The 19316-nt window shown below is 70.5% G+C and carries 18 protein-coding genes and 1 pseudogene; 11 read left to right on the top strand and 8 right to left on the bottom strand.

The window, feature by feature from the left end; genetic code table 11:
* The first annotated feature begins 165 nt into the window (after window positions 1-165).
* From SGFS_RS36890 to SGFS_RS36870, 4 genes and pseudogenes are all read left to right on the top strand, one after another.
* Window positions 166-900, top strand: a complete 735-nt coding sequence (locus tag SGFS_RS36890) for a GntR family transcriptional regulator (protein ID WP_286256506.1) — start codon at window positions 166-168, stop codon at window positions 898-900.
* Between the two features lie 720 nt (window positions 901-1620).
* Window positions 1621-1833 (top strand): annotated as a pseudogene (locus tag SGFS_RS36885) (low molecular weight phosphatase family protein); the annotation flags it as partial.
* 232 nt (window positions 1834-2065) lie between these two features.
* Window positions 2066-3025, top strand: a complete 960-nt coding sequence (locus tag SGFS_RS36875) for a D-2-hydroxyacid dehydrogenase family protein (protein WP_286256505.1) — start codon at window positions 2066-2068, stop codon at window positions 3023-3025.
* Window positions 3026-3390: 365 nt separating this feature from the next.
* Window positions 3391-3687: a chaplin gene (locus SGFS_RS36870; RefSeq protein WP_286256504.1), complete on the top strand. Its 297-nt coding sequence runs from the start codon at window positions 3391-3393 to the stop codon at window positions 3685-3687.
* Between the two features lie 182 nt (window positions 3688-3869).
* Here SGFS_RS36870 and SGFS_RS36865 read toward each other — a convergent pair whose 3' ends face one another.
* From SGFS_RS36865 to SGFS_RS36855, 3 genes are all read right to left on the bottom strand, one after another.
* The gene (locus SGFS_RS36865; RefSeq protein WP_286256503.1) at window positions 3870-5684 is read right to left on the bottom strand and encodes a hypothetical protein; all 1815 of its coding nucleotides are present in this window, start codon (window positions 5682-5684) and stop codon (window positions 3870-3872) included.
* 244 nt (window positions 5685-5928) lie between these two features.
* Window positions 5929-6198, bottom strand: a complete 270-nt coding sequence (locus SGFS_RS36860) for a hypothetical protein (RefSeq protein ID WP_286256502.1) — start codon at window positions 6196-6198, stop codon at window positions 5929-5931.
* A 154-nt stretch (window positions 6199-6352) separates the two neighbouring features.
* Window positions 6353-6592 carry a hypothetical protein gene (locus tag SGFS_RS36855; protein ID WP_286256501.1) on the bottom strand — a complete coding sequence of 80 codons (240 nt, stop codon included), beginning with the start codon at window positions 6590-6592 and terminating at the stop codon, window positions 6353-6355.
* Between the two features lie 475 nt (window positions 6593-7067).
* Between SGFS_RS36855 and SGFS_RS36850 the strand changes: the two genes are divergently transcribed.
* Both SGFS_RS36850 and SGFS_RS36845 read left to right on the top strand, forming a co-directional pair.
* A complete protein-coding gene (locus SGFS_RS36850; protein ID WP_286260255.1) occupies window positions 7068-7430 on the top strand; it encodes a cold-shock protein in 363 nt (120 codons plus the stop codon).
* Window positions 7431-7592: 162 nt separating this feature from the next.
* Window positions 7593-8969 carry an IS1380 family transposase gene (locus SGFS_RS36845; RefSeq protein ID WP_286253570.1) on the top strand — a complete coding sequence of 459 codons (1377 nt, stop codon included), beginning with the start codon at window positions 7593-7595 and terminating at the stop codon, window positions 8967-8969.
* A 224-nt stretch (window positions 8970-9193) separates the two neighbouring features.
* Here the strand turns inward: SGFS_RS36845 and SGFS_RS36840 are convergent, their stop codons facing one another.
* The 5 genes from SGFS_RS36840 to SGFS_RS36820 form a co-directional block, all read right to left on the bottom strand.
* Window positions 9194-9820 carry a vitamin K epoxide reductase family protein gene (locus SGFS_RS36840; protein ID WP_434028115.1) on the bottom strand — a complete coding sequence of 209 codons (627 nt, stop codon included), beginning with the start codon at window positions 9818-9820 and terminating at the stop codon, window positions 9194-9196.
* Window positions 9820-10041 (bottom strand): DUF5949 family protein, encoded by a 222-nt coding sequence (locus tag SGFS_RS36835; RefSeq protein ID WP_286256499.1) that lies wholly within the window; start codon window positions 10039-10041, stop codon window positions 9820-9822. Before SGFS_RS36835 ends, SGFS_RS36840 begins: the two co-directional genes overlap by 1 nt.
* Before the next feature lie 261 nt (window positions 10042-10302).
* Window positions 10303-10593 carry a hypothetical protein gene (locus tag SGFS_RS36830; protein WP_286256498.1) on the bottom strand — a complete coding sequence of 97 codons (291 nt, stop codon included), beginning with the start codon at window positions 10591-10593 and terminating at the stop codon, window positions 10303-10305.
* 342 nt (window positions 10594-10935) lie between these two features.
* The gene (locus SGFS_RS36825; RefSeq protein ID WP_286256497.1) at window positions 10936-11667 is read right to left on the bottom strand and encodes a hypothetical protein; all 732 of its coding nucleotides are present in this window, start codon (window positions 11665-11667) and stop codon (window positions 10936-10938) included.
* A gap of 232 nt (window positions 11668-11899) precedes the next feature.
* Complete coding sequence (locus SGFS_RS36820; RefSeq protein WP_286256496.1) at window positions 11900-12142, bottom strand: chaplin; 243 nt, start codon at window positions 12140-12142, stop codon at window positions 11900-11902.
* 259 nt (window positions 12143-12401) lie between these two features.
* Here SGFS_RS36820 and SGFS_RS36815 point away from each other — a divergent pair, with 259 nt between their 5' ends.
* From SGFS_RS36815 to murJ, 5 genes are all read left to right on the top strand, one after another.
* Complete coding sequence (locus SGFS_RS36815) at window positions 12402-13505, top strand: DUF3344 domain-containing protein (RefSeq protein ID WP_286256495.1); 1104 nt, start codon at window positions 12402-12404, stop codon at window positions 13503-13505.
* 41 nt (window positions 13506-13546) lie between these two features.
* Window positions 13547-14782 (top strand): glycosyltransferase, encoded by a 1236-nt coding sequence (locus SGFS_RS36810; RefSeq protein ID WP_286256494.1) that lies wholly within the window; start codon window positions 13547-13549, stop codon window positions 14780-14782.
* Entirely contained in the window at window positions 14779-16218 is a 1440-nt protein-coding gene (locus tag SGFS_RS36805) for an exopolysaccharide biosynthesis polyprenyl glycosylphosphotransferase (RefSeq protein WP_286256493.1), read from the top strand. Before SGFS_RS36810 ends, SGFS_RS36805 begins: the two co-directional genes overlap by 4 nt.
* Window positions 16219-16281: 63 nt before the next feature.
* A complete protein-coding gene (locus tag SGFS_RS36800) occupies window positions 16282-17625 on the top strand; it encodes an O-antigen ligase family protein (RefSeq protein WP_286260254.1) in 1344 nt (447 codons plus the stop codon).
* The gene (gene murJ, locus SGFS_RS36795; RefSeq protein ID WP_286256492.1) at window positions 17622-19280 is read left to right on the top strand and encodes a murein biosynthesis integral membrane protein MurJ; all 1659 of its coding nucleotides are present in this window, start codon (window positions 17622-17624) and stop codon (window positions 19278-19280) included. Before SGFS_RS36800 ends, murJ begins: the two co-directional genes overlap by 4 nt.
* Window positions 19281-19316 lie beyond the last annotated feature (36 nt).

Here is a 19316-nt window from a genome sequence, read left to right as displayed (position 1 = left end):
CCCTTTATTGCAAGTCATTCGCAGTTACTCATGGAACGCAGCAAGGCGTCCGCGTGTTCAAAGGAGCCGGTACGAAGCGGGTGAACGTCGGTCGAGGGCACGGAAACAAGCCGTTCACGGCCCTTGGACTCCTCGGGAAACAAGCGGTTTCTAGCGTGTCCACCCATGGATTCGCAGCTGTATACGCACTCGGACACCTCGCCGGACGCGGTTGCGCCACCGGCTCCCTCCCTGCGTGAGGCGGTCTACGCGAAGCTCCACGCGGCCGTACTCGACGGCGAGTTCGGCCCACGCGAGAGGCTGGCCGAAATGCGGCTGGCCGCTCGGTTCGGGGTGTCGCGAACCCCGGTGCGCGAGGCACTGGCGCGGCTGGCCTCCGACGGTCTGATCGAGCACGGTGACGGCGGGTACTTCGTCACGATCCCCAGCCTCACCCGGCTCAAGGACTTCTACGAACTCCGGATCACCCTGGAACTGCGCGGGATCGCCCGCGCGATCGAGGACCCCTCCATCCGTCACGATCCGGCCGTCATCGCGACCGAACTGGACCGCTGGTACGCGATGCGCGAACAGCCGCCGACACCGGACACACGCTTCGTCGCCCAGGACGAGCGCTTCCACGCCGAACTCTCGCGCGCCTCCGGCAACCCCGCCCTCACGGACGCGCTCGTGGCGGCCGGCGAGCGCGGCCGGCGGGTTCGGATGTACGACTTCCTCACCCAGGACCGCGTCAAGGCCACCGTCACCGAACACATCGAGATCATGGAATTGGTCCGCGCCGGCCACCTAGACGCCGCCCACCACGCCCTGCACGCCCACCTCGGCGACTCGACGGCCGCGGTCCTGGAACACGCCCAGCGCGCCATGACACAGATGGCCCTGCACGCCGACCGCTCCTGAACGCCCGGGAACCGCGCCCGGGCCCCTCAACTCCCCGGCTGCCGGAGCCCCTTGCCGGAGCCGCCCCACCGCCCACCGCACCCACACCCACCTGTACGCAGCACCCCCACATCCCCGAAGGGCCGCCCACGAGTACCTCTGAGTCACCTCAGACCGCCGCCGCACCGGACTCCCCGACCAGCCAGGCGACCAAGGAGACCACCCGGTCCCTACGGTGTTCGTGCCACGTCTACCGACCCAGTCGAGCAAGGGCGAACCGACGTGGCTCGGGGTGCTCCTGCCCGGCCCGAAGAAGCCCACCACTCGGGGCCGGTGCAATCCTTCCCGAGAAAGCCGGAAAATTCGCTGACGGCCGGTCAGGGCATTACGTAGGCGCAGGTCAGAGGCACAGCAGCCATGTCCTCGCCAAGCGCCTTCTAAGCGCTTGGCCGCAGGTTCGAGTCCTGCCGGGGGCGCCCCTCTCTCCGCCCTCCTTCGGGAGGGCATTTTTGCTGGTCAGGGTCGGTTCAGCGGGCTCGACGGGAAGCTTGAGGCAAGCACAGAAGAGACCGCGGGTCATACCCGCAGAACGGCTTGTTCCGCATGCCACGGTCCCCGGGCGCGGGGGCCGGGACCCCGTTTCCGCACCCTCGGCACCAGGCTCGTCGAACAGCCCCGATCCCCCGCACACCCCGGTCTCCGGCAACGTCAGCTCCACCCGCTCGGCGGCCTCCCCCTCCCCGGCCCAAGGTGCTCACCGCCGAGGCCGTCCAGGCCTCCGACCACGTCATCACCATGGGCTGCGGCGACGCATGCCCGGTGTTCCCCGGCCGGAAGTACCTCTACTGGCCTCTGGAGGACCCGGCAGGCAAGGGCATCGAGTCCGTACGCCCCATCCGTGACGAGATCAAGAAGCGTGTCGAGGCTCTGATCACGGAGATCGACTCCGGCCAGGGCCTGTCGTCACATCCCCGTCGTCCGCCCGGCGGGCGGGCCGCGCGGACACGCTCGACCAGCAGCCGCCCGCCGTGAACGGTCAGCCGCGCATTACGGTGAGACACGAAGACCTCGGTGTGCGGTGCCGTCCTGGACGGCTCCACCACACCGACGGTGTTCGCCCGGAGACAGTCTCCAGAGGCCGGGTAGGGTCCCCAAGCGCCCGCAGGCCTGACCGGAAGGCACCACCATGCGACTCCGCTGCGCCGTACTCGACGACCACCAGGCCGTCGCAACCGAGATCGCGGACTGGTCCCCCGTCACCGACGACGTCGAAGTCGTGAGCTTCGCGGAACACTTCGCCGACGAGGACGCTCTGGCGGTGGCCCTCGCCGAGTACGACATCGTCGTCACCCTGCGTGAACGCGTCCCCTTCCCCGCCTCGCTGCTCGCCCGCCTCCCCCGGCTGAAGCTCCTGATCGCCTCCGGCATGCGCAACTCGGTGATCGACTACGCGGCCGCCGAGACGCACGGGGTGACGGTCTGCGGTACGGCCAGTTCCGCCACCCCGCCCGTCGAGCTGACCTGGGCCCTCCTGCTCGGCCTGGCCCGCGGCCTGGTCACCGAGAACAACGCCCTGCGCACCGGCGGCCCCTGGCAGAGCACGGTCGGCGTCGACCTGCACGGCGCCCGGCTCGGTCTGCTCGGACTCGGCAAGATCGGCAGCCGGGTGGCCCGGGTCGGCCTCGCCTTCGGTATGCGGGTGACGGCGTGGAGCCAGAATCTCACCAAGGAGTACGCCGACGAGGTGGGCGTCCATCTGGCCGCCTCCAAGGAGGAGTTGCTCGCGGACAGCGACTTCGTCTCCATCCACCTGGCACTGAGCGACCGCACCCGTGGTCTGCTCGGCGCTCCCGAACTCGCCCTCCTCAAGCCGAGCGCCTACCTGATCAACACCTCCCGGGCCGCCATCGTCGACCAGGACGCCCTGATCACCGCCCTGCGCGAGGAGCGCCTCGCCGGAGCCGGCATCGACGTCTTCGACATCGAGCCGCTCCCCGCCGACCACCCGATGCGTACGGCTCCCCGCCTCCTCGCCACGCCACACCTCGGCTACGTCTCCCGCGCCAACTACGGCACGTACTACGGCCAGGCGGTCGAAAACATCCAGGCCTACCTGGCGGGTTCCCCGGTACGACTCCTCGGCTGAGGCACCCTCAGCACCACGGCCTCACCCACTCCCGCTCGCCAGTAGAACCCGTACGGCCGGTGCAGATGCCACGGCGGCGAAACGCGCGGGGACCCTGCCCTCGTCGGGGAACAGACGGATCAGTGGGTCGGTAGCCATGCTCCGGGAGATCAACCGCCGCGCCCCTGGAGTCGAACCGGATCTCAGCACTGGGCCGCCGCCCGGCCGGATGTGTCCGGGGGCCTGAGAGGCCCGTACAACGGAACTCCCTGCTTAAAAAGGGTGATTCCAGGATGAACACCGTGACCCGCCGTACGCCGACGCGTTGAAGGGGCGTCCGGTCGCGTTCGTGCGGCCGAGTTCATCGAATCACTAAGGAGAACGTGATGTCTCGCATGGTGAAGGTGGCCACCGTCGCCCTGGGTACGTCCGCCGTGGTCCTCAGCGGGGCCGGGCTGGCCTCGGCCGACGCGGATGCCACCGGCGCGGCCATCGGCTCGCCCGGTGTGCTGTCGGGCAACGTCATCCAGGTTCCCATTCACTTGCCGGTCAACATCTGCGGGAACACCGTGAACATCGTCGGCGCGCTGAACCCCGCCTTCGGCAACAAGTGCGTCAACGAGGAGCACGACGACAAGAAGGACGGCAAGAAGAGCAAGAAGAGCCACCGCCACGGCCACTGACCCCGGGCCGACGCGACAAACGGGCAACACGCGGCTGAGCTCCCGACGGTGTCTACCGTCGGGAGCTCAGCCGTACCTCGTGCGGCTCGCGCGTAGCGGCGGATCCCGCCGACGTCTTCTCCACACCCGTACAGCGAAGGACCCGGCACACCACCGTGTGCCGGGTCCTTCGCTCGTGCGTGTCAGGGGCAGATGGTGAGTACGCCGACCTCGACGACAGGCACTCTCACGAGGGGAGGACAGACGACGTCGGGAGAGCGGCCCGGGCCGGAGGCGTGGTCTCCGGCGTGCGGCTCAGGCCTTCCATGGTGGGCGTTCCGGGCGTCGGCCCTGGTGCCGGTGTGGGCGGGGGTGCCGCCTTCTGTGCTGGTCCGTGCTCTGTGCCGGCGGTCGGACGACTCGGAAGCCGTACGGGTTTCGGCAGTTGTCCCGCTGAGGTCTCGCAGGGAGACGGGACCGTGGGCGATGCCGGTGGGTCCGGAGGGCCCCTCAGGGCGTGCGGGGGAGCGTACGTCGGCGGGTGGTGTTCCTGGCGGGGCTGTCGGCTCCGCTCCGGTGGCGTGGAGGGCCGCCCGGTCCTTGGACAGCCTTGCCGCGGGGTGGACCAGGGTCCACAGCAGATAGGCCAGGGCGAGGGCGCCGACGGTGGCGAGAGCCCCCCACAGCAACAGCGACAGGGTGCCGTGCCCGTGGCTTCGGTGGCCGCGCCGGTCCCGCGGCTCGGCCGCGGGCTTGCCGAAGCGCTTGCGGAGCAGCCGGACCGCCAGATTGACCAGTTGCCAGAGGATGAGCAGGATGCCCACCAGCGGCAGCAGAAGGAAAAAGATCTGCACGGAGGCCGCCGCGGTGCTCAGCACGGGGGTGGTGCTGGTGGTGGCGCTGGTGATGAGGTTGGTGGCGGTGCCCCATGCCGTGGTCGCCATCTGCGGCGTTTGGAAGAGAACCATGCCGAGTTGCAGGACGAGGACGGGCAGCACCGTGAGCACCCAGATCGTGACAACGACCTGAGGCCACCGCTTGAGGGCCTGGAGCCGTTCCTCCGCCGGGCGTCGCAGGATGGTGCGGCGCAGGATGGGACCGATGTACTTGAACAGGTCCGGGATACCGACCAGGTCGGAGATGATGTAGTAGCCGTCGAACCGGAGGGTCGGCAGAAGCTGCTGGACCATTTCCAGATTGACGAGCAGGATCGCCGCCAGCAGTACCGGGGACGGACTGTGGCTGTACAGCGCGGCCAGGCCGAGGACGAACAGACTGTTGAAGTAGACGCCGCCCAGGTCGGTGCGCAGCCGTCCGCCGCGGCCGAGTCGGTAGGAACTGGTGACGTCGGTGTAGAAGGCCGGCCACACCAGGTAGAGCCCGCACCCCATGACCCCGGGGCGCACCTTGCCGTAACGGCAGGCCGCGGCGTGGCCGACCTCGTGGAAGGCGGCGGAGGCCAGGGTCAGTCCCAGCATGATGAGGATGCCGGCGGGGTCGGCCATCACCTGAGCCATGGCACGGCCGGCGTTCTCGGTGGAGAACAGCCAGATCTCGGTGGCCAGGAAGGTCGACACGGCCAGGAGTACGAGCAGGGGCTGGAACAACCAGGCGAAGATGCCCGCGATGATCCAGGAGACGTTTTCGGAGATCAACGCCGCGCGATAGCGCAGACCGAGGAACAGGTGATCGGCCTTGGCGAAGTCGGCAAGGGTGCCGTCGCTTCGGGTGGTGATCCCCAGCGGTGCCAGTTTGTTGTCGAGCACGAAGGCCACGTGGTCGGCGGTGAACGCACGGCCCGTGTTCCTGGTGAGCTCCTGCGCCACGCGGTCGAGGAGGTGAGGGCCGCCGCCGGATCTCGTCGCTGCGTCCTGGTGCCGCTCCAGGCTCTTGGCTGTCTCGTAGAGCAGCTCGGGCAGGTGGATGACCTGCCCGTCGAAGCGGTGCACCAGGTGGGGTGGGTGGCGGTATCCGGAACCGGCGAACTCGCCCACCAGCTCGGTTCCCTCGGTGAGCATGGGGCCCGCCTCCGCAGGGACAGGCGACTCCTCGTGGACCGGCGTGGGTGTTTGCGTACTGATGGCGATCTCCCAAACGGATAGTTCTCCCGCCGAGGCCTTGCGGCGGGAGGACCCGGGTGTGTTCCACCGCCTGCGACGGGGCGTTCTCTGGCCGCCGACCGCAGTCCCGGCCGCGATGGCCTTTCCGGCGCACCGGTGCTTCCGTCACGGTGAACGCGGCCGGCTGCGGAGGGGGTGCGTCTCAGCGGGTGACGACCGCAGCCGGGACGCACGTCATGCTGCTGCTGGCCGGCGTGCCCAGGCCCAGGGCGGCGAGCAGGCCCCCTGACGCCTGCGTCTGCTGTGCCTGACAGGCATAGGCGACCGTGGTTCCGCCCTTGCCGTCACCACCCGAGGGAAAGTTATACGTATTACGAGTACTGTTGTCGATAATTACGATGGAAAGCAGCATCCTCTCGGGGAGCAGCTCGCCGGACAGAGCGTTGAGTTCCTCATAACCAATGCCGGACATGACTTTCCTTCCTCATGCCAAAAAGCGGTGCCGCGGTGCCTTCGAGCAGGCACCAGCACCGCTTTTGGCGCCGAAAGCACACGCTTCGATAAGCGTGTGCTGGGGGGTACGGCCAGCGGCCGGGGACAGGGTGCCCCGGCCGCTGCCGTTGTTATCAGAACGCGACAGCGTTACCCGGCGCGCAGGTGATGCTGGACTGGGCACCGCCGTTGCCCGTGAGGCCCAGGTTGAGCAGGCCCTTGTCCGTGTCCGAGTGGTGCGAGACGCAGGCGTTCGTCACGACGGCGCCGTCGTTGCCACCACCGTGGACGGGGGCGAAGGTGGACAGGACCGAGCGCTCCGGGAGCATCTCGCCGGTCAGACCGTCCAGCTCTTCGAAAGTGATCTTCGACACGGAATTTCTTCCTTTCGGTTTTCCACTGCGAGGAAACGCTGTTGCGATCCCCTTGAGTAGAATTGAACACCCCGATCAACGATCAGCGCGTGCTGACAGTGCGGCCATTCACCCGTATGGCCATAAGTTACGGCAGACGAGGGAAGCCGGGTCAACGGGGCGGGAATGCGTGGCGCTTCTCGTCGTCGGCGCGGATTCCGTGCGGACAGGCGGCCGGACTCCGGTTTCGCCTTGTTATTACTGGGCGGTCGAAGGTGAGGGCGGGCCACCGCGCACCTCGACAACACGGATCGTCCGGCCGTCGGTCCGACACTCCGAGTGCGGCGAAGTCGGGCAGGTCCCCGTGCGACACGCCTACGCGGCAGTCGGCGCGCCGTCTGCGACGGGCCGAGTCGCTCAGCTCGGCCGGTGCCGTCGGGCGGCGGCGTGGTGATGAGCGCCCCGAGCGCAGAACGGTTGCCTCGTGCGCCAGGGCATGCGCTGGTTGCGGCGGAGGGGGTGCGGGTGGACGCTGAGCCCTCCGATCCGAATAGGACGACGTCGGAGGTGGGCTGTGCCAAGTGGCGTGGTGAAGTGGTTCGATCCTTGCGGGGTCGTGGGCGTCATCGCCCAGGAGGGCGGGGCGCCCGATGCGGTCGCCTACCGCTCGGCGATTCACGGCTGTGCGGATGCCACGCTGGTCGAAGGCGATCGGGTCTGCTTCGACGTCACTCAGGACTCCGCGGGGATCAGGGCGGACAACGTCCACCTTCTGACCTGTGAGGCGGGCTGTCCCCCGGCCGAGGAAACGGCAGGTCGGATCGGTGCGGCGCGACTACCGAGGCCCGCGTGGCCGTGAGGCGGGACGCTCACCGCCGTCGCACACGAGCCGGGCCTAGCCTCGCGCTTTCACGAGGCGGGGTGTCCGAGGCTTGATCAAATAAGCGGAGAGTGCTCCTGACCTGCAACGATGGGACTTGTCTAGGGTCCTGTTGGCTGCACGGAAAGAAGCACTCTCCAGGTGAAGAAGCGTATCGGGTCGTACCCGCGTGTCCGCATCGAGGGCGGCGGCCGGGCGGTGGTCTCGCAGGCCGGGGGCGTGCTGCTGGTCGAGACCGTCCGCAAGGCCGGCCTGGACACCGCGATATCAGCGGCGCTGACGCCGTGGCGGAAAGCTCGGGCGGTGCACGATCCGGGCAAGACCCTGCTGGACGTGGCCCTGGCGGTCGCGCTGGGCGGGGACTGCCTCGCGGATGTCGCCATGCTGCGGGCCGAGCCGGCCGTGTTCGGGCCGGTGGCCTCCGACCCGACGGTCTCTCGTCTCGTCGAGGCCCTGGCCACCTCCGGGGAGAAGGCCCTGCGGGCCATCCGTGCCGCGCGGGCTGAAGTCCGCCGACACGTCTGGCGGTTGGCCGACCGGGAAGCGCCTGACGCGGGCGGGACGGTGACCGTGGACCTCGACGGGGTGCTGGTGATCGCGCACTCGGACAAGGAGGACGCCGCACCCACGTGGAAGCGAACCTACGGCCACCACCCGCTGATGGGGTTCGTCGACCACGGACCGGGCGGCACGGGTGAACCGGTCGCGGCCCTGCTCAGAGCAGGCAACGCGGGATCGAACACGGCCGCTGACCACATCACCGCCGCCCAACTGGCCCTGGCTCAGCTGCCGAAGAAGTACCGGCGCGGACGCCGGACCCTGATCCGCACCGACTCCGCGGGCGGCACCCACGACTTCGTCGCCTGGCTCGCCCGGCGGGGACGGTGGCTGTCCTACTCGGTCGGCATGGTGATCACCGAGGCGATCCACCAGCACGTGCTGAGCGTTCCGGCATCGGCCTGGACGGCGGCCGTCGAGGCGGACGGCGAGATCCGCGACGGCGCCTGGGTCGCTGAACTCACCGGCGACGTTCTGGACGGCTGGCCGGAGGGCATACGGCTGATCGTCAGGAAGGAACGACCGCACCCCGGGGCCCAGTTGCGGCTCACGGATGCGGACGGTATGCGGCTGACCTGTTTCGCCACCAACACCTTGGGCCGGCCGATCGCCGAGCTCGAGCTCCGCCACCGACTGCGGGCCCGGGCCGAGGACCGCATCCGCGCCGCCCGGGCCACCGGCCTGCGCAACCTGCCCCTGCACCGCACCGCCCAGAACCGGATCTGGCTGGAGATCGTGCAGATCGCTCTCGACCTGCTGGCCTGGATACCGATGCTCGCCCTGACCGGCAAAGCCAGGCTCTGGGAACCCCGCCGACTACGCCTCCGCTTGTTCACCGCGGCCGGACAACTCGTGACCACCGGCCGCCGACGGATCCTCCGCCTTGCCCGGCACTGGCCCTGGACCGGCCACATCACCGCAGCCCTCGACAGGCTCACCCACCTGCCCGACCCTGGCTGACCAGCGGATTCCCCGTCCCTTCGACAGCACCTCAACACCCGGAGCAGTGGAATCCGGCGCCATCCCGAGGCGGCACTCGGGCCTTCGGCCTGCGCAAGCTCAGTCCACGGCACGAAAACGGTCCACCGACTCCGTCGGCGGACCGTCAAGAAAGATCGAGGCTAGGGCCATGGGCTGTGCGACGAGGGGCGCGAGCTGTTCGTGGCCGCAGGTCCAGGGTCGCCTCAGCTCGTCCAGAAGTCCCACCACCGCGTCAGGATCAGCATGCCGATGACGCCGGTGTGCACCACCGGGAGGACCCAGGTGAACTCCCCGAGGAATCCGCGCAACCAGCCCGGCGCGGGCAGGAATTGACGCCGCACGTTGAACGACGTCACGTACCAGAACATGACGATCGTGGCGACCCACGCCAGACAGCACCACAGGCACAGGGCGTTGATCCGGTACAAGGACTGAAACTGCAGCCAAGTGCAGAAGCCGACGCCGAAGAGCGTGCCGGCGTTGAAGGTCAGCCAGTACCAGCGTGGAAACTCCGCCCCGGCCAGCAGGCTGATGCCGACGCAGATGACGATGCCGTACGCCACCAGGCCCAGCATCGGGTTGGGGAAACCGAAGGCCGAAGCCTGGTCGCTCTCCATGACGTTGCCGCAGGAGACGACGGGGTTCAGGCTGCACCCGGGTGTGAAGTCGGGGTCCTCCAGCAGCTTGAACTTGTCGATCGTGATGACCCAGGAGGCCAGCAGCCCGGCCGCGCCCGTGATCACCAGCAGCAGGGCGAGCCCTCGGCTGCCGCCCGCCATCCGCCCGGAGGCTCGTGCCGCCCACCCGGGCCGCGACCCAGCGGTTTCCATCAGGCGCGCGGGCTGCGGGCCGGCAGGAGAACGCGCGCCGCGCCGGTCGGCGTCTCTGTGGCGGCCGGGGACGCCTCCGGGCCGTTCCCGCCGTCGCCCGGAGTGTGGCCGGGAGGGTGGGGCATGTCGCCGTCCAGGGCTTCGCCACTCCGGGCCAGGACGACGAGCGTGCCGAGTTCGCCGGGGCGGAAAGAGCGCGTTTCGGTGGGAATTGAGGTCACCACGGAATCCTATCCGCGCCCTCGGACGCACCCCGCCGCGTTTTCACCCGCCCGGCGATATACAGGAGTCCGCACACGAAATGAGAAACCGCGTCGAACACCGCTGCGGGTACGGCCTGCGGACAGCGCGGAGGGCCGACTCCGCGCCATTGCGAAATCGGCCCTGACGGTTCGTGCACGCGGAATTCGTCTGCGTGCGAGGTCGCTTGCTCGCGCGCGAAGTTCCGGAAATCCGGTCCCGCGCGACTGTTCACAAAACGATCAGCGCTGGAGGGGAAGACCGCCGAGGAGTTGGGTGGGGCCGCCGCGCGAGTTGAGGGACGTTGTCGTGCCCTTCACGGCGTGGAGCACGGAGTCCTTGTTCTCGGTGTCGAGCTCGTTCGACTGGTGCCGCATGGGGACGACGTCGAGGGAGTTCTCGGGGGTGGTCTCCATGGCGCCGGTGAGGCTGGGGCGTGTGAGATCCGCGGTGTTGTGGGCATGGGCCGGCGTGGCAGCACCAGCGATGGCCATGGACCCGGCGACGACAGCGGCGGCCGTCAGCGACTTCATCGTGTTCCTTTCTTCGGCGACTCATGTCGTCAGGGGGAATTCACTGCGTGGACAGGGGGAATGCCTGACGTCTCCCTGCCCCCCTGCCCAACGAGCCCCGGCCTCCTCGGAAACCCCATGGAGGGAAAATTCCGCGACTCACCCGAACGAACGGCCTATCGCATTCTCATACAAGTCGGTACGGGTGAGTCGGTGGGCGCGATATAGCCGTCGGGCCGACCATGAGGGTCTCCCCTGCTCGAGCGGAGCCGAGAGTTCGGGGAAGGCCGGCCCGACGGCTGGGGTGGCGCCTGCTTCGCCTCAGGCATCACCCCGGTCTTGGGTGGGCACTCGGCACGGGCGTCAGGACGGTCGCAGAGCACCGGTCGGCGGGTTGAGCGGGGGCAGACCGGGGAGGTTCGCCTTCGGCAGACCGCCGCCGACCAAGCTGGCCGTCATCACGTTGACCATGCCGGTCAGCACGTCTCCGGCCGCGGGCGTCACCTTTTCGCGATCATCAGAAGTGGCCGCCTCGAGCAGGGCGTCGACCTTCTTCCGGAGGTCGGCCACCGCGTCGCGCTTGAGGTCGATCGGGAGCATGGGCCTGTCCACCGCGCCGCTTCCGCCCTGCACGGGCATCGAGGGTGCGGTCAAGGGCTGCGGCAGCGTCGATGCCGTGGGCGCGGCCGGCGTGACCGGTACCGAGGGCTTGACCGGTGCCGCGGGCTTGACGGGTGCCGCGGGCTTGGCGGGTGCGGGCTTGGCGGGCATGGCCGGCGGGGTCACCGGAGCCGCAGCGGTGAACTCGGCGAGCGACTTCTTGACGTCGTCGCCGAGTTCGGCTGCCTGCTCGGCGGAGAGCCGGCCATTGTCCGCCTTGAGTACGGAGTCGAGCAGAGCGGTGACCGGTTTCAGTACGCCGGCGAGGTCGTCCAACGACTTGACTTGCGTCATGAGCGCATCCGCGGTGGGGGCGGGCGCCGTCGCCCGGCTCGAGTCCCTGTCGACCGCCAGCGCGGCGGGGGCTGTGATCCCGAGCGCGAGAGCGACAGAGAGGGCGGAGGACGCGAGGCGGCGGGCCGGCAGAGCACGCATGGGTGTTCCCCTTCGATCGGTGTGACGGATCTTGATACTCACCGTGTGATCCGCCGTCACCATCTGCAACATCTCGGTCGCCGCATGTAACGATCAGCTGCCCATGTCACCGCCGTCGCCGCTGGTGAGGCGCCCCTCGGGGGAGCGCCGCACCCTTCCCTCCATTCGGGGCAACGCGGACCGGCCGCCCTCCCGCTCGGGGAGGACGGCCGGGGGAACGCCGCGGAAGGTGTCAGCGGTTGAGGCAGTTGTTGCCGAAGGCGGGGTTCAGCAGAGCGAGACCGTTGACGGTGTTTCCGCAGAGGTTGATCGGGATGTGGATCGGGACCTGGATGACGTTGCCCGACAGCACGCCCGGGGAGTGGGCGGCGACACCCTTCGCGCCGCTGTCGGCAGCGGCGACGCCGGCGGTGCCCACCACAGCGGTGGCGGCGGCAACGGAGGTCAGGGCCAGGCCCTTCGCGATACGCGACATGGAGAAATGCTCCTTGGTAGTGACGCAGTACATCCGGGCGGTGCGCCCGACGCTCGATCAACGCGTGGCGCGCGCGGGGGTTGTGCCGCCGAAAGAGTGATCCACGGAACGCACGGTTTCACGATTTCAACACGCATGTCGGGTTTCGCCGATATATACGGATTGACGGATACCGTTGCGATTCTCCGCGGCCTCAGGCCGTGTGCACAGGTCGGGGCGCCCCTCGGCCAATGAGCATCCCGAAAGGGCACCGCCGGTCATGCGCCATAACCCGGGTCTTCTGCTGCGCCACGCCATCGTGTGCTGCTGTGCTCTCGCGCCTCTCTGGACACCCGGCACCTCCGCGACTGCCAGGTCCATCGCGCCGCCGGCCGAGGCGGCGAGCCTCGCGTTCCAGCAACGCCACCACGCCGTGCAACACGGCGGGATCGTCCGCGCCGCCAACTCGTCCATCACCTGCCGCACGGCCGTTGCGCGTGCGGACGCGCCGTCGTGCCAGGACGCACGCGGGGGCGGTGCGGCGGCGAACGGCGACTTCGACATGTCCTACATCGATGTGGACAGCGACCCGAACACCTACAACTCCAGCCACGGCGAGGTCCGTCTGCCGCAGGGGGCGCGGGTGACGTACGCCCGTCTGTACTGGGGCGGCAACCTACGCGCAGGGGAGCAGAAGCCGCCCGAGGACAACGGGCGGGTGCTGATCGCGGAGCCCGGCGGCGCGTACAAGGAAGTGGTTGCCGACACGCTGGTCGGGCACCGCGTGGCGCGCGGCGCGGACGCCTTCCAGGCCTCGGCGGACGTCACGAAACTGGTCCGGTCCAGCGGTCCCGGGCTCTACACCGTGGCGCAGGTCAACGTGGCGAGTGGCCGCTCGGCCGCCGGTGCCTGGGGCGGCTGGACGCTGGTGGTGGTGTACGAGAAGGAGTCGGAGCCGCTACGGCACCTGGCGGTGTGGGACGGCTTCGACGCACTCGCGGCCGACCGGGACCAAGAGGTCCGGCTGCCCGGCATGGCGTTCCCCAGGGGCGCGGGTGGGCAGGTCGGTCTGGTCGCCTACAACGGGGACCGCGGCACGCGCGGCGACACGCTCACCGTTTCCGTCGGTAACGGGGAGCCGATCGCACTGGGCGACGCGGCCAACCCCCGGGACGACGTCCTGAACTCGACGATCAGCGACCCGGGGTCGAGCGGCCCGGATCGTTCGCCCGCCTATGCGAACACGCTCGGCTACGACTCCGACGTCCTCGATCTGAGCGAGGAGCTCCGGCCCGGCGGTGACCAGTTGGTGTTCCGGATCGCTTCGCAGCGGGACGCCGCCTGGGTCGGAGTGTTCTTCGTCGCCGTGGACGCCAAGCCATGACGCACGCCGACCCGCGCCGTGAACGTGCGCAAGGAATCCCCATGCACCTGTCGCCGATGGACCCTCCGTCGCGCATCCTGCACATCACCCAGCCCGTGGACGGCGGGGTGGCCCGAGTCGTGACGGACCTGATGCGGGCCCAGCTCGCCGAGGGACTGCACGTCACCGTCGCCTGTCCCGGAGGCGGTCTCGCACCCGCCCTCCGGTCGCTCGGCGGGAACGTACGGCACTGGCACGCGACGCGTTCGCCGGGGCCCACTCTTCTCCAAGAGGTACGACACCTCCGGCGCGTCCTCGCCGACGTGCGGCCCGACCTGGTCCACGCGCACAGCGCCAAGGCCGGGCTGGCCGCGCGGCTCGCCGTACGCGGGCGGATTCCGACCGTGTTCCAGCCGCACGCCTGGTCGTTCGAGGCGGTCGGCGGGGTCACCGCCTCGCTCGCCCTGAAGTGGGAGCAGTGGGGCGCTCGTTGGGCCGACCGCGTGGTCTGCGTGAGCGAGGCCGAGCGGGTCACCGGAGAGCGGGCCGGAGTGCGGGCGCGGTGGCGGGTGATCGCCAACGGAGTCGATACGCGGCGCTTCAGCCCCGCGGCCCTCGGTGCCGCACGGGCCGGGATTCCGCTGCTCGCCGGTCTCGGGGCCGACGCTCCGCTGGTCGTGTGCGTGGGGCGGCTGTGCCGGCAGAAGGGGCAGGACATCCTGCTGGAGGCGTGGAGGGCGGTGGTCCGGCAGGTGCCGGGGGCCCGGCTCGTGCTGGTCGGCGACGGGCCGGACAACCAGGCGCTGCGGGGGCTCGCGCCCGACGGGGTGCTGTTCGCCGGGGCCGCCGCCGATGCCGTGCCCTGGTACCAGGCCGCCGATCTCGTCGTCCTGCCGTCCCGCTGGGAGGGCATGGCGCTGGCGCCGCTGGAAGCCATGGCCTGCGGGCGGCCGGTCGTGATCACGGATGTGGACGGCGCCCGCGAGAGTCTGCCATCGGGTCAGGAACCCGTGCCCCCCGAGGATCCGGCAGCGCTCGCCCGCACGATCACCGGGCTGCTGCGCGATCCGTCCCGGCGCGAGTCGCTCGGTCACCAAGGGCGCCGCCATGTCCTGACCACCCACGACGTGCGGCACACGGCCGGAGCTGTGGCGGACGTGTACCGCGAACTGCTGGCCGACGGAAGCGATGCGAGAGGCGAAGGTGCGTCGCGCGACGGTCGCGCGCCGGACTCCGCGTCCGTCGGGCACGCCCCGTGCGGGGAAGCCACCGAGTACAGGAAGACCATCCTCACGTGACTGCGGAAAGCACCGTTCCCTCCCCTGGCGGACAGCCACCGGAGTACGGATTCTCGAGCGTCTCGGTCATCACTCCACGCGGAGCCGGCGGCGGCACCGATCTCCCGGCCGCGCGGCCCGCCATACGGCGGCACGCCTCACGGCTCGCGCTGCTCACGGTGGACGCGGGCGCGGCGCTCCTCGTCGCGCAGGTGCTCACCGACGCCAGGACACCAGGGCGCCCGCTGCTGGTCGCCGGGCTGCTGCTGGCCGTTGTGTGCCTGAACGCGCGGGCACGGCTGTACCGGCCGCCCGCTGTACCTGCCGTGCTGGACGAACTGCCCGCCGTCTGTGCGCGGATCGTCGTCTGCTGGTGCGTGCTCGCGGCGTCGGTGGCGGCCTACTCCCCGGACCACTCCCTGTCCGTCGGCGCCCTGGTCCTCGGCTGTGTCCTGCAGTCGGCGGCGAGCTGCGCGGGCCGGGGCACGGTGCACTGGCTGCGGCGCCGGGCGCTCGTGCGCAGGCCCCGTGCGGCCCTGGTGGTCGGTCCCGCGACGACCGCGCAGCGCGTGGCCGCCGCGTTCCTCCGGCGCCCGGGGTGCGGACTGCGGCCCGTGGGCGTGGTCGCCGACCAGTCGGCCGGGGGCGAGGGCCTGCCGGTGCTGACCACGGACGAGGAGGTACGGCGGGCGATCGTCCAGAACGGCGTCCAGACCGTCCTCGTCGTGGGCTCCCGCGCCGAACGCGGACCGCTGCTGCGGGCGTTGGCCGAGGCGGGCTGCCAGCTGTGGCAGGTGGACGCGGAGTCGCCGTCGTACGACCGGAGCGGTGAGCGTCTCGCCGGGTTCCCGTGCCGTCGGCTGCGATTGACGAACCGTCACGAAGATGTCGGCAAGCGGGTGTTGGACATCGCCGTCTCCGGGACCCTGCTGCTGCTGGTCAGCCCGCTGCTGCTGGTCACCGCCGTGGTGCTGCGGCTGAGCGACGGGCCCGGGGTGGTGTTCCGCCAGGAGCGGATCGGCAGGGGCGGGCGGTCGTTCACTCTGCTGAAGTTCCGTACGCACCGCCCGGCCGACGCGCACGAGGCCGCGACCCGGTGGAGCGTGGCGAACGAGCAGGAGATGCGCTGGTTCTGCCGCTTCCTGCGGCGCTCCTCGCTGGACGAACTGCTCCAGCTGTGGAACGTGCTGCGCGGCGACATGAGTCTGGTCGGGCCTCGCCCCGAACGGCCTTACTTCGTCGGCAAGTTCAGCCAGGCGTACCCCGGCTACACAGACCGCCACCGGATGCGGACCGGCATCACCGGCCTCGCCCAGATCCACGGGCTGCGGGGCGACACCTCGATCGAGGACCGCGCCCGCTTCGACAACGCGTACATCGACGACTGGTCGCTGTGGCAGGACGTCTGTGTCCTGCTGCGCACGGCGGCCGCACTCGTCCGGCCCACGGGGAGCTGAGCCGTGACCCGGTCGGCTGCCAGTGCCGCATCGTCCCTCCTGCCGGTGCTGGCGGTGATCGCCATGCTGGCGCTGCCCGTCTCCCCCGGCGGCGAGGACGGGCCGACCGCGGCCGACGCCGTCTCCGGGCTGCTCGTGCTGTGGTGCGGGATCCGTCTCGTACGGGAGCGGCGGCGCCCGCTGGCCCGGAAGACCGCCATGGTGCTGGGGCTGCCCGTCGTGGGCCTCGCCCTGGCGGCAGCCGGGGCGATCTCGCCGTCGGCCGGGATCTCCGGGCTCGCCCGGTATCTGCAGATCTTCGTGCTGGTGCCTGCGGCGGTCCTGCTGAGCGTGCGTGGCCGCGCGGACTTCCGGGTGGTGGCCTGGGCATTCGTCGGGCTGGCGCTGTGGCAGGGCGCCGTGGGCGTACACCAGTACGTCACCGGGACCGGGGCCTCGTACGTGGGTGAGAACATCCGGGCGGTGGGGACCTTCGGGCCGGCGGACGTCATGGGGATGGCGACGGTCGTGTCGTTCGGGCTGGTGTGCGCGGTGGGGCTGGCGCTCGGGCCGGCCCCCACCGGGCAGCGGGCGACGGCCCTGCTCTGCGCGCTGGTGCTGGTGGTGCCGCTCGCTGTGTCGTTCAGCCGGGGTGCGTGGATCGCCACAGCGGCGGCCTGCGCGCTCCAGGTGGTGCTGGCGGGGCTGCGGCGGGCGGTCACGGTGTTCGCGGCGGTGGCCGCCATGGGCGTGGTCCTCGCCGGCGGGCTCGGCATCGGCTCCGCCATGCTCCAGGACCGGATCGGCAGCATCACGCAGGTCGCGGACGCCCCGGACCAGTCGGTCACCGACCGGTACACGATGTGGGCGGCGGCCGTCGACATGTGGCGCGAACAGCCGCTGACCGGCGTGGGATTGAAGGGCTTCCCCGAGTACCGGGACGGGCGCGCCTCGCTGGCGCTGTCGTCCGGGAGCGACATCGGGGGCGCCGGGACGGTGTACCACAAGCAGTCCCTGCTGTCGCCGCACAACATGTACCTCCTCGTGCTGAGCGAGCAGGGGCTCGTCGGCCTGCTGACCCTGGCGGGGAGCTGGCTGGCGCTGCTGGTGTGCGCGGCACGGGGGCTGGTGCGACTACGACGTGAGCCGGGCGCGCCCGCCCGTGGGCCTGGTGGGCTCGTCCCTGGACCCGGTGGGCGCGCGCACGGCCCCCGCGGCCTCGACTGCGGGCTCGTCGCGTGCGGGGTGCTCGTGTGGATGCTGGTCGACTTCGTGTACGCCGACATCGGCGGGCCCTCGACCGCGCTGACCGCCGTGGCCTTCGGGCTGGTGGCGTGGTGGGCCCTGGCGGACACCACGTCCTCCTCCCGTGCGTCCGCCGAGCAGCGGGCCGGGGCCGCCGTACCGCAGGGGGCCGGAGCGCGATGACCGTGACGCCTCCTCGGACGACCGGCGGAGCCCCGGCGGTACCTGGGTCCGTACCCCCGCCCGTGCCCTCCGCCCGGGCCACTGCCGAGCCCACCGATGTCGCCCCGCCGACCGGCCGGTTCCTCGCCAAGGCGACCCTCGTCACAGCCGCGCTCACGGCCATCGGGTCCCTGTTGGGCCTCGGCCGCGACCAGGCCCTGTCGTACCTGTTCGGAGCCGGTCCCGAGACGGACGCCTTCCTGGTCGCCTGGACCGTGCCGGAGTTCGCGGCGACGCTGCTCATCGAGGACGGCCTGGCCATCGTGCTGGTGCCGATGATCAGCGTGGCCGTGGCCCGCCGTGCGCAGGGCGCCCCCGGCGATCCCGTCCGCTCGGTGGTGGCCACCACGCTTCCCCGGCTGTCGCTGGCCTTCACGGCGGTGGCCGCGCTGCTGATGGCCGGGGCGCCCTACCTGGTGAGGGTGCTCGCGCCCGGCCTGCCCGATCCGGCGCTCGCGGTGTACTGCACCCGGCTGACGGCGACCTGTGTGTTCACCTTCGGGCTCGCCGGGTTCTGCAGCGCGGCGCTGCGCGCCCACCGCCGGTTCATGGCACCCGCGGCGATCTACGTGGCGTACAACACCGGGATCATCGCGGTGATGTTCGTCCTCGGCGGACGTTGGGGGGTACGCGCCGCGGCGATCGGGGTCGCGGTGGGCGGCGTATTCATGATCATTTCCCAACTGCCCTCTCTGCTCAGGGAGTTGCGTCGAAAGTCGGCGACAGTCGTGGAAGCGGTGGAGCCGGAGCGTCCGATGGATCTCGCTCTCGTCAGCACCGTCCTCCTCTTCGGACTGTGCCGCCAGTCCCAGGTACTCATCGAGCGCTTCCTCGGCTCCACACTCCCGGCCGGGGCCATCTCGCACCTCAACTACGCGCAGAAGGTGGCCCAGATCCCCATGACGTTCTCGCTGATGCTGTGCACCGTCACCTTCCCGGTGGTGGCGCAGGCGGTGGCCGCGGGCGACTCCGAGCGGGCCCGCAGCCGGGTCGAGAAGGATCTGGCGCTGGTCTCCTGCATCGTGCTGCTCGGCGCGGCGCTGATCGTCGCCTGCGCGCCGCAGATCATCGAACTCCTCTTCCAGCGCGGTGCGTTCACCGCCCACGACACCGCTGCCACGGCCGCCGTGATGCGCGTGTACGCCCTCGGGCTGCTGGGCCACGCGATGGTGGGCGCGCTGGTCCGTTCGTACTTCTCCACCCGGCGCCCCAGCTGGTACCCGCTCGCCGCCATGGCCACCGGGATCGTCGTGACCTGCTGGATCGGCGCCGTCACCGCCGCCCACTGGGGCGTGCTCGGACTCGCGGCCGCCAACGCCACCGGGATCACCGTCACGGCCCTCCTCCTGCTCCACGGCATCGGCGGGCGCGGGGTGCCGATCCGCGTCCGGCAGGTGGTGGCCGAGATGAGCAGGCCGGTGCGGGCGGCCGCGGTCGCCGCCGCGATCGGAATGTTCTGCGCGAGCCGCATGGACACACCTCTGCTCGGGCTCGCCGTGGGATCCACGGTCGTGTCCGTCGTCTTCGTCGCGCTGGCTCGGGCCCTGGGGGCCGCCGGCTTCACACCCGCACTCCACTCCGTCACACGAAGGCTCCCGCATGTCCGTAACCGCTGACCCGATCCCCCCCGCCGACCGCACCAGACCCGCCAT

Source organism: Streptomyces graminofaciens (assembly GCF_030294945.1).
Lineage (GTDB): Bacteria > Actinomycetota > Actinomycetes > Streptomycetales > Streptomycetaceae > Streptomyces > Streptomyces graminofaciens.
This window is presented reverse-complemented; position numbering and strand designations above follow the sequence as displayed.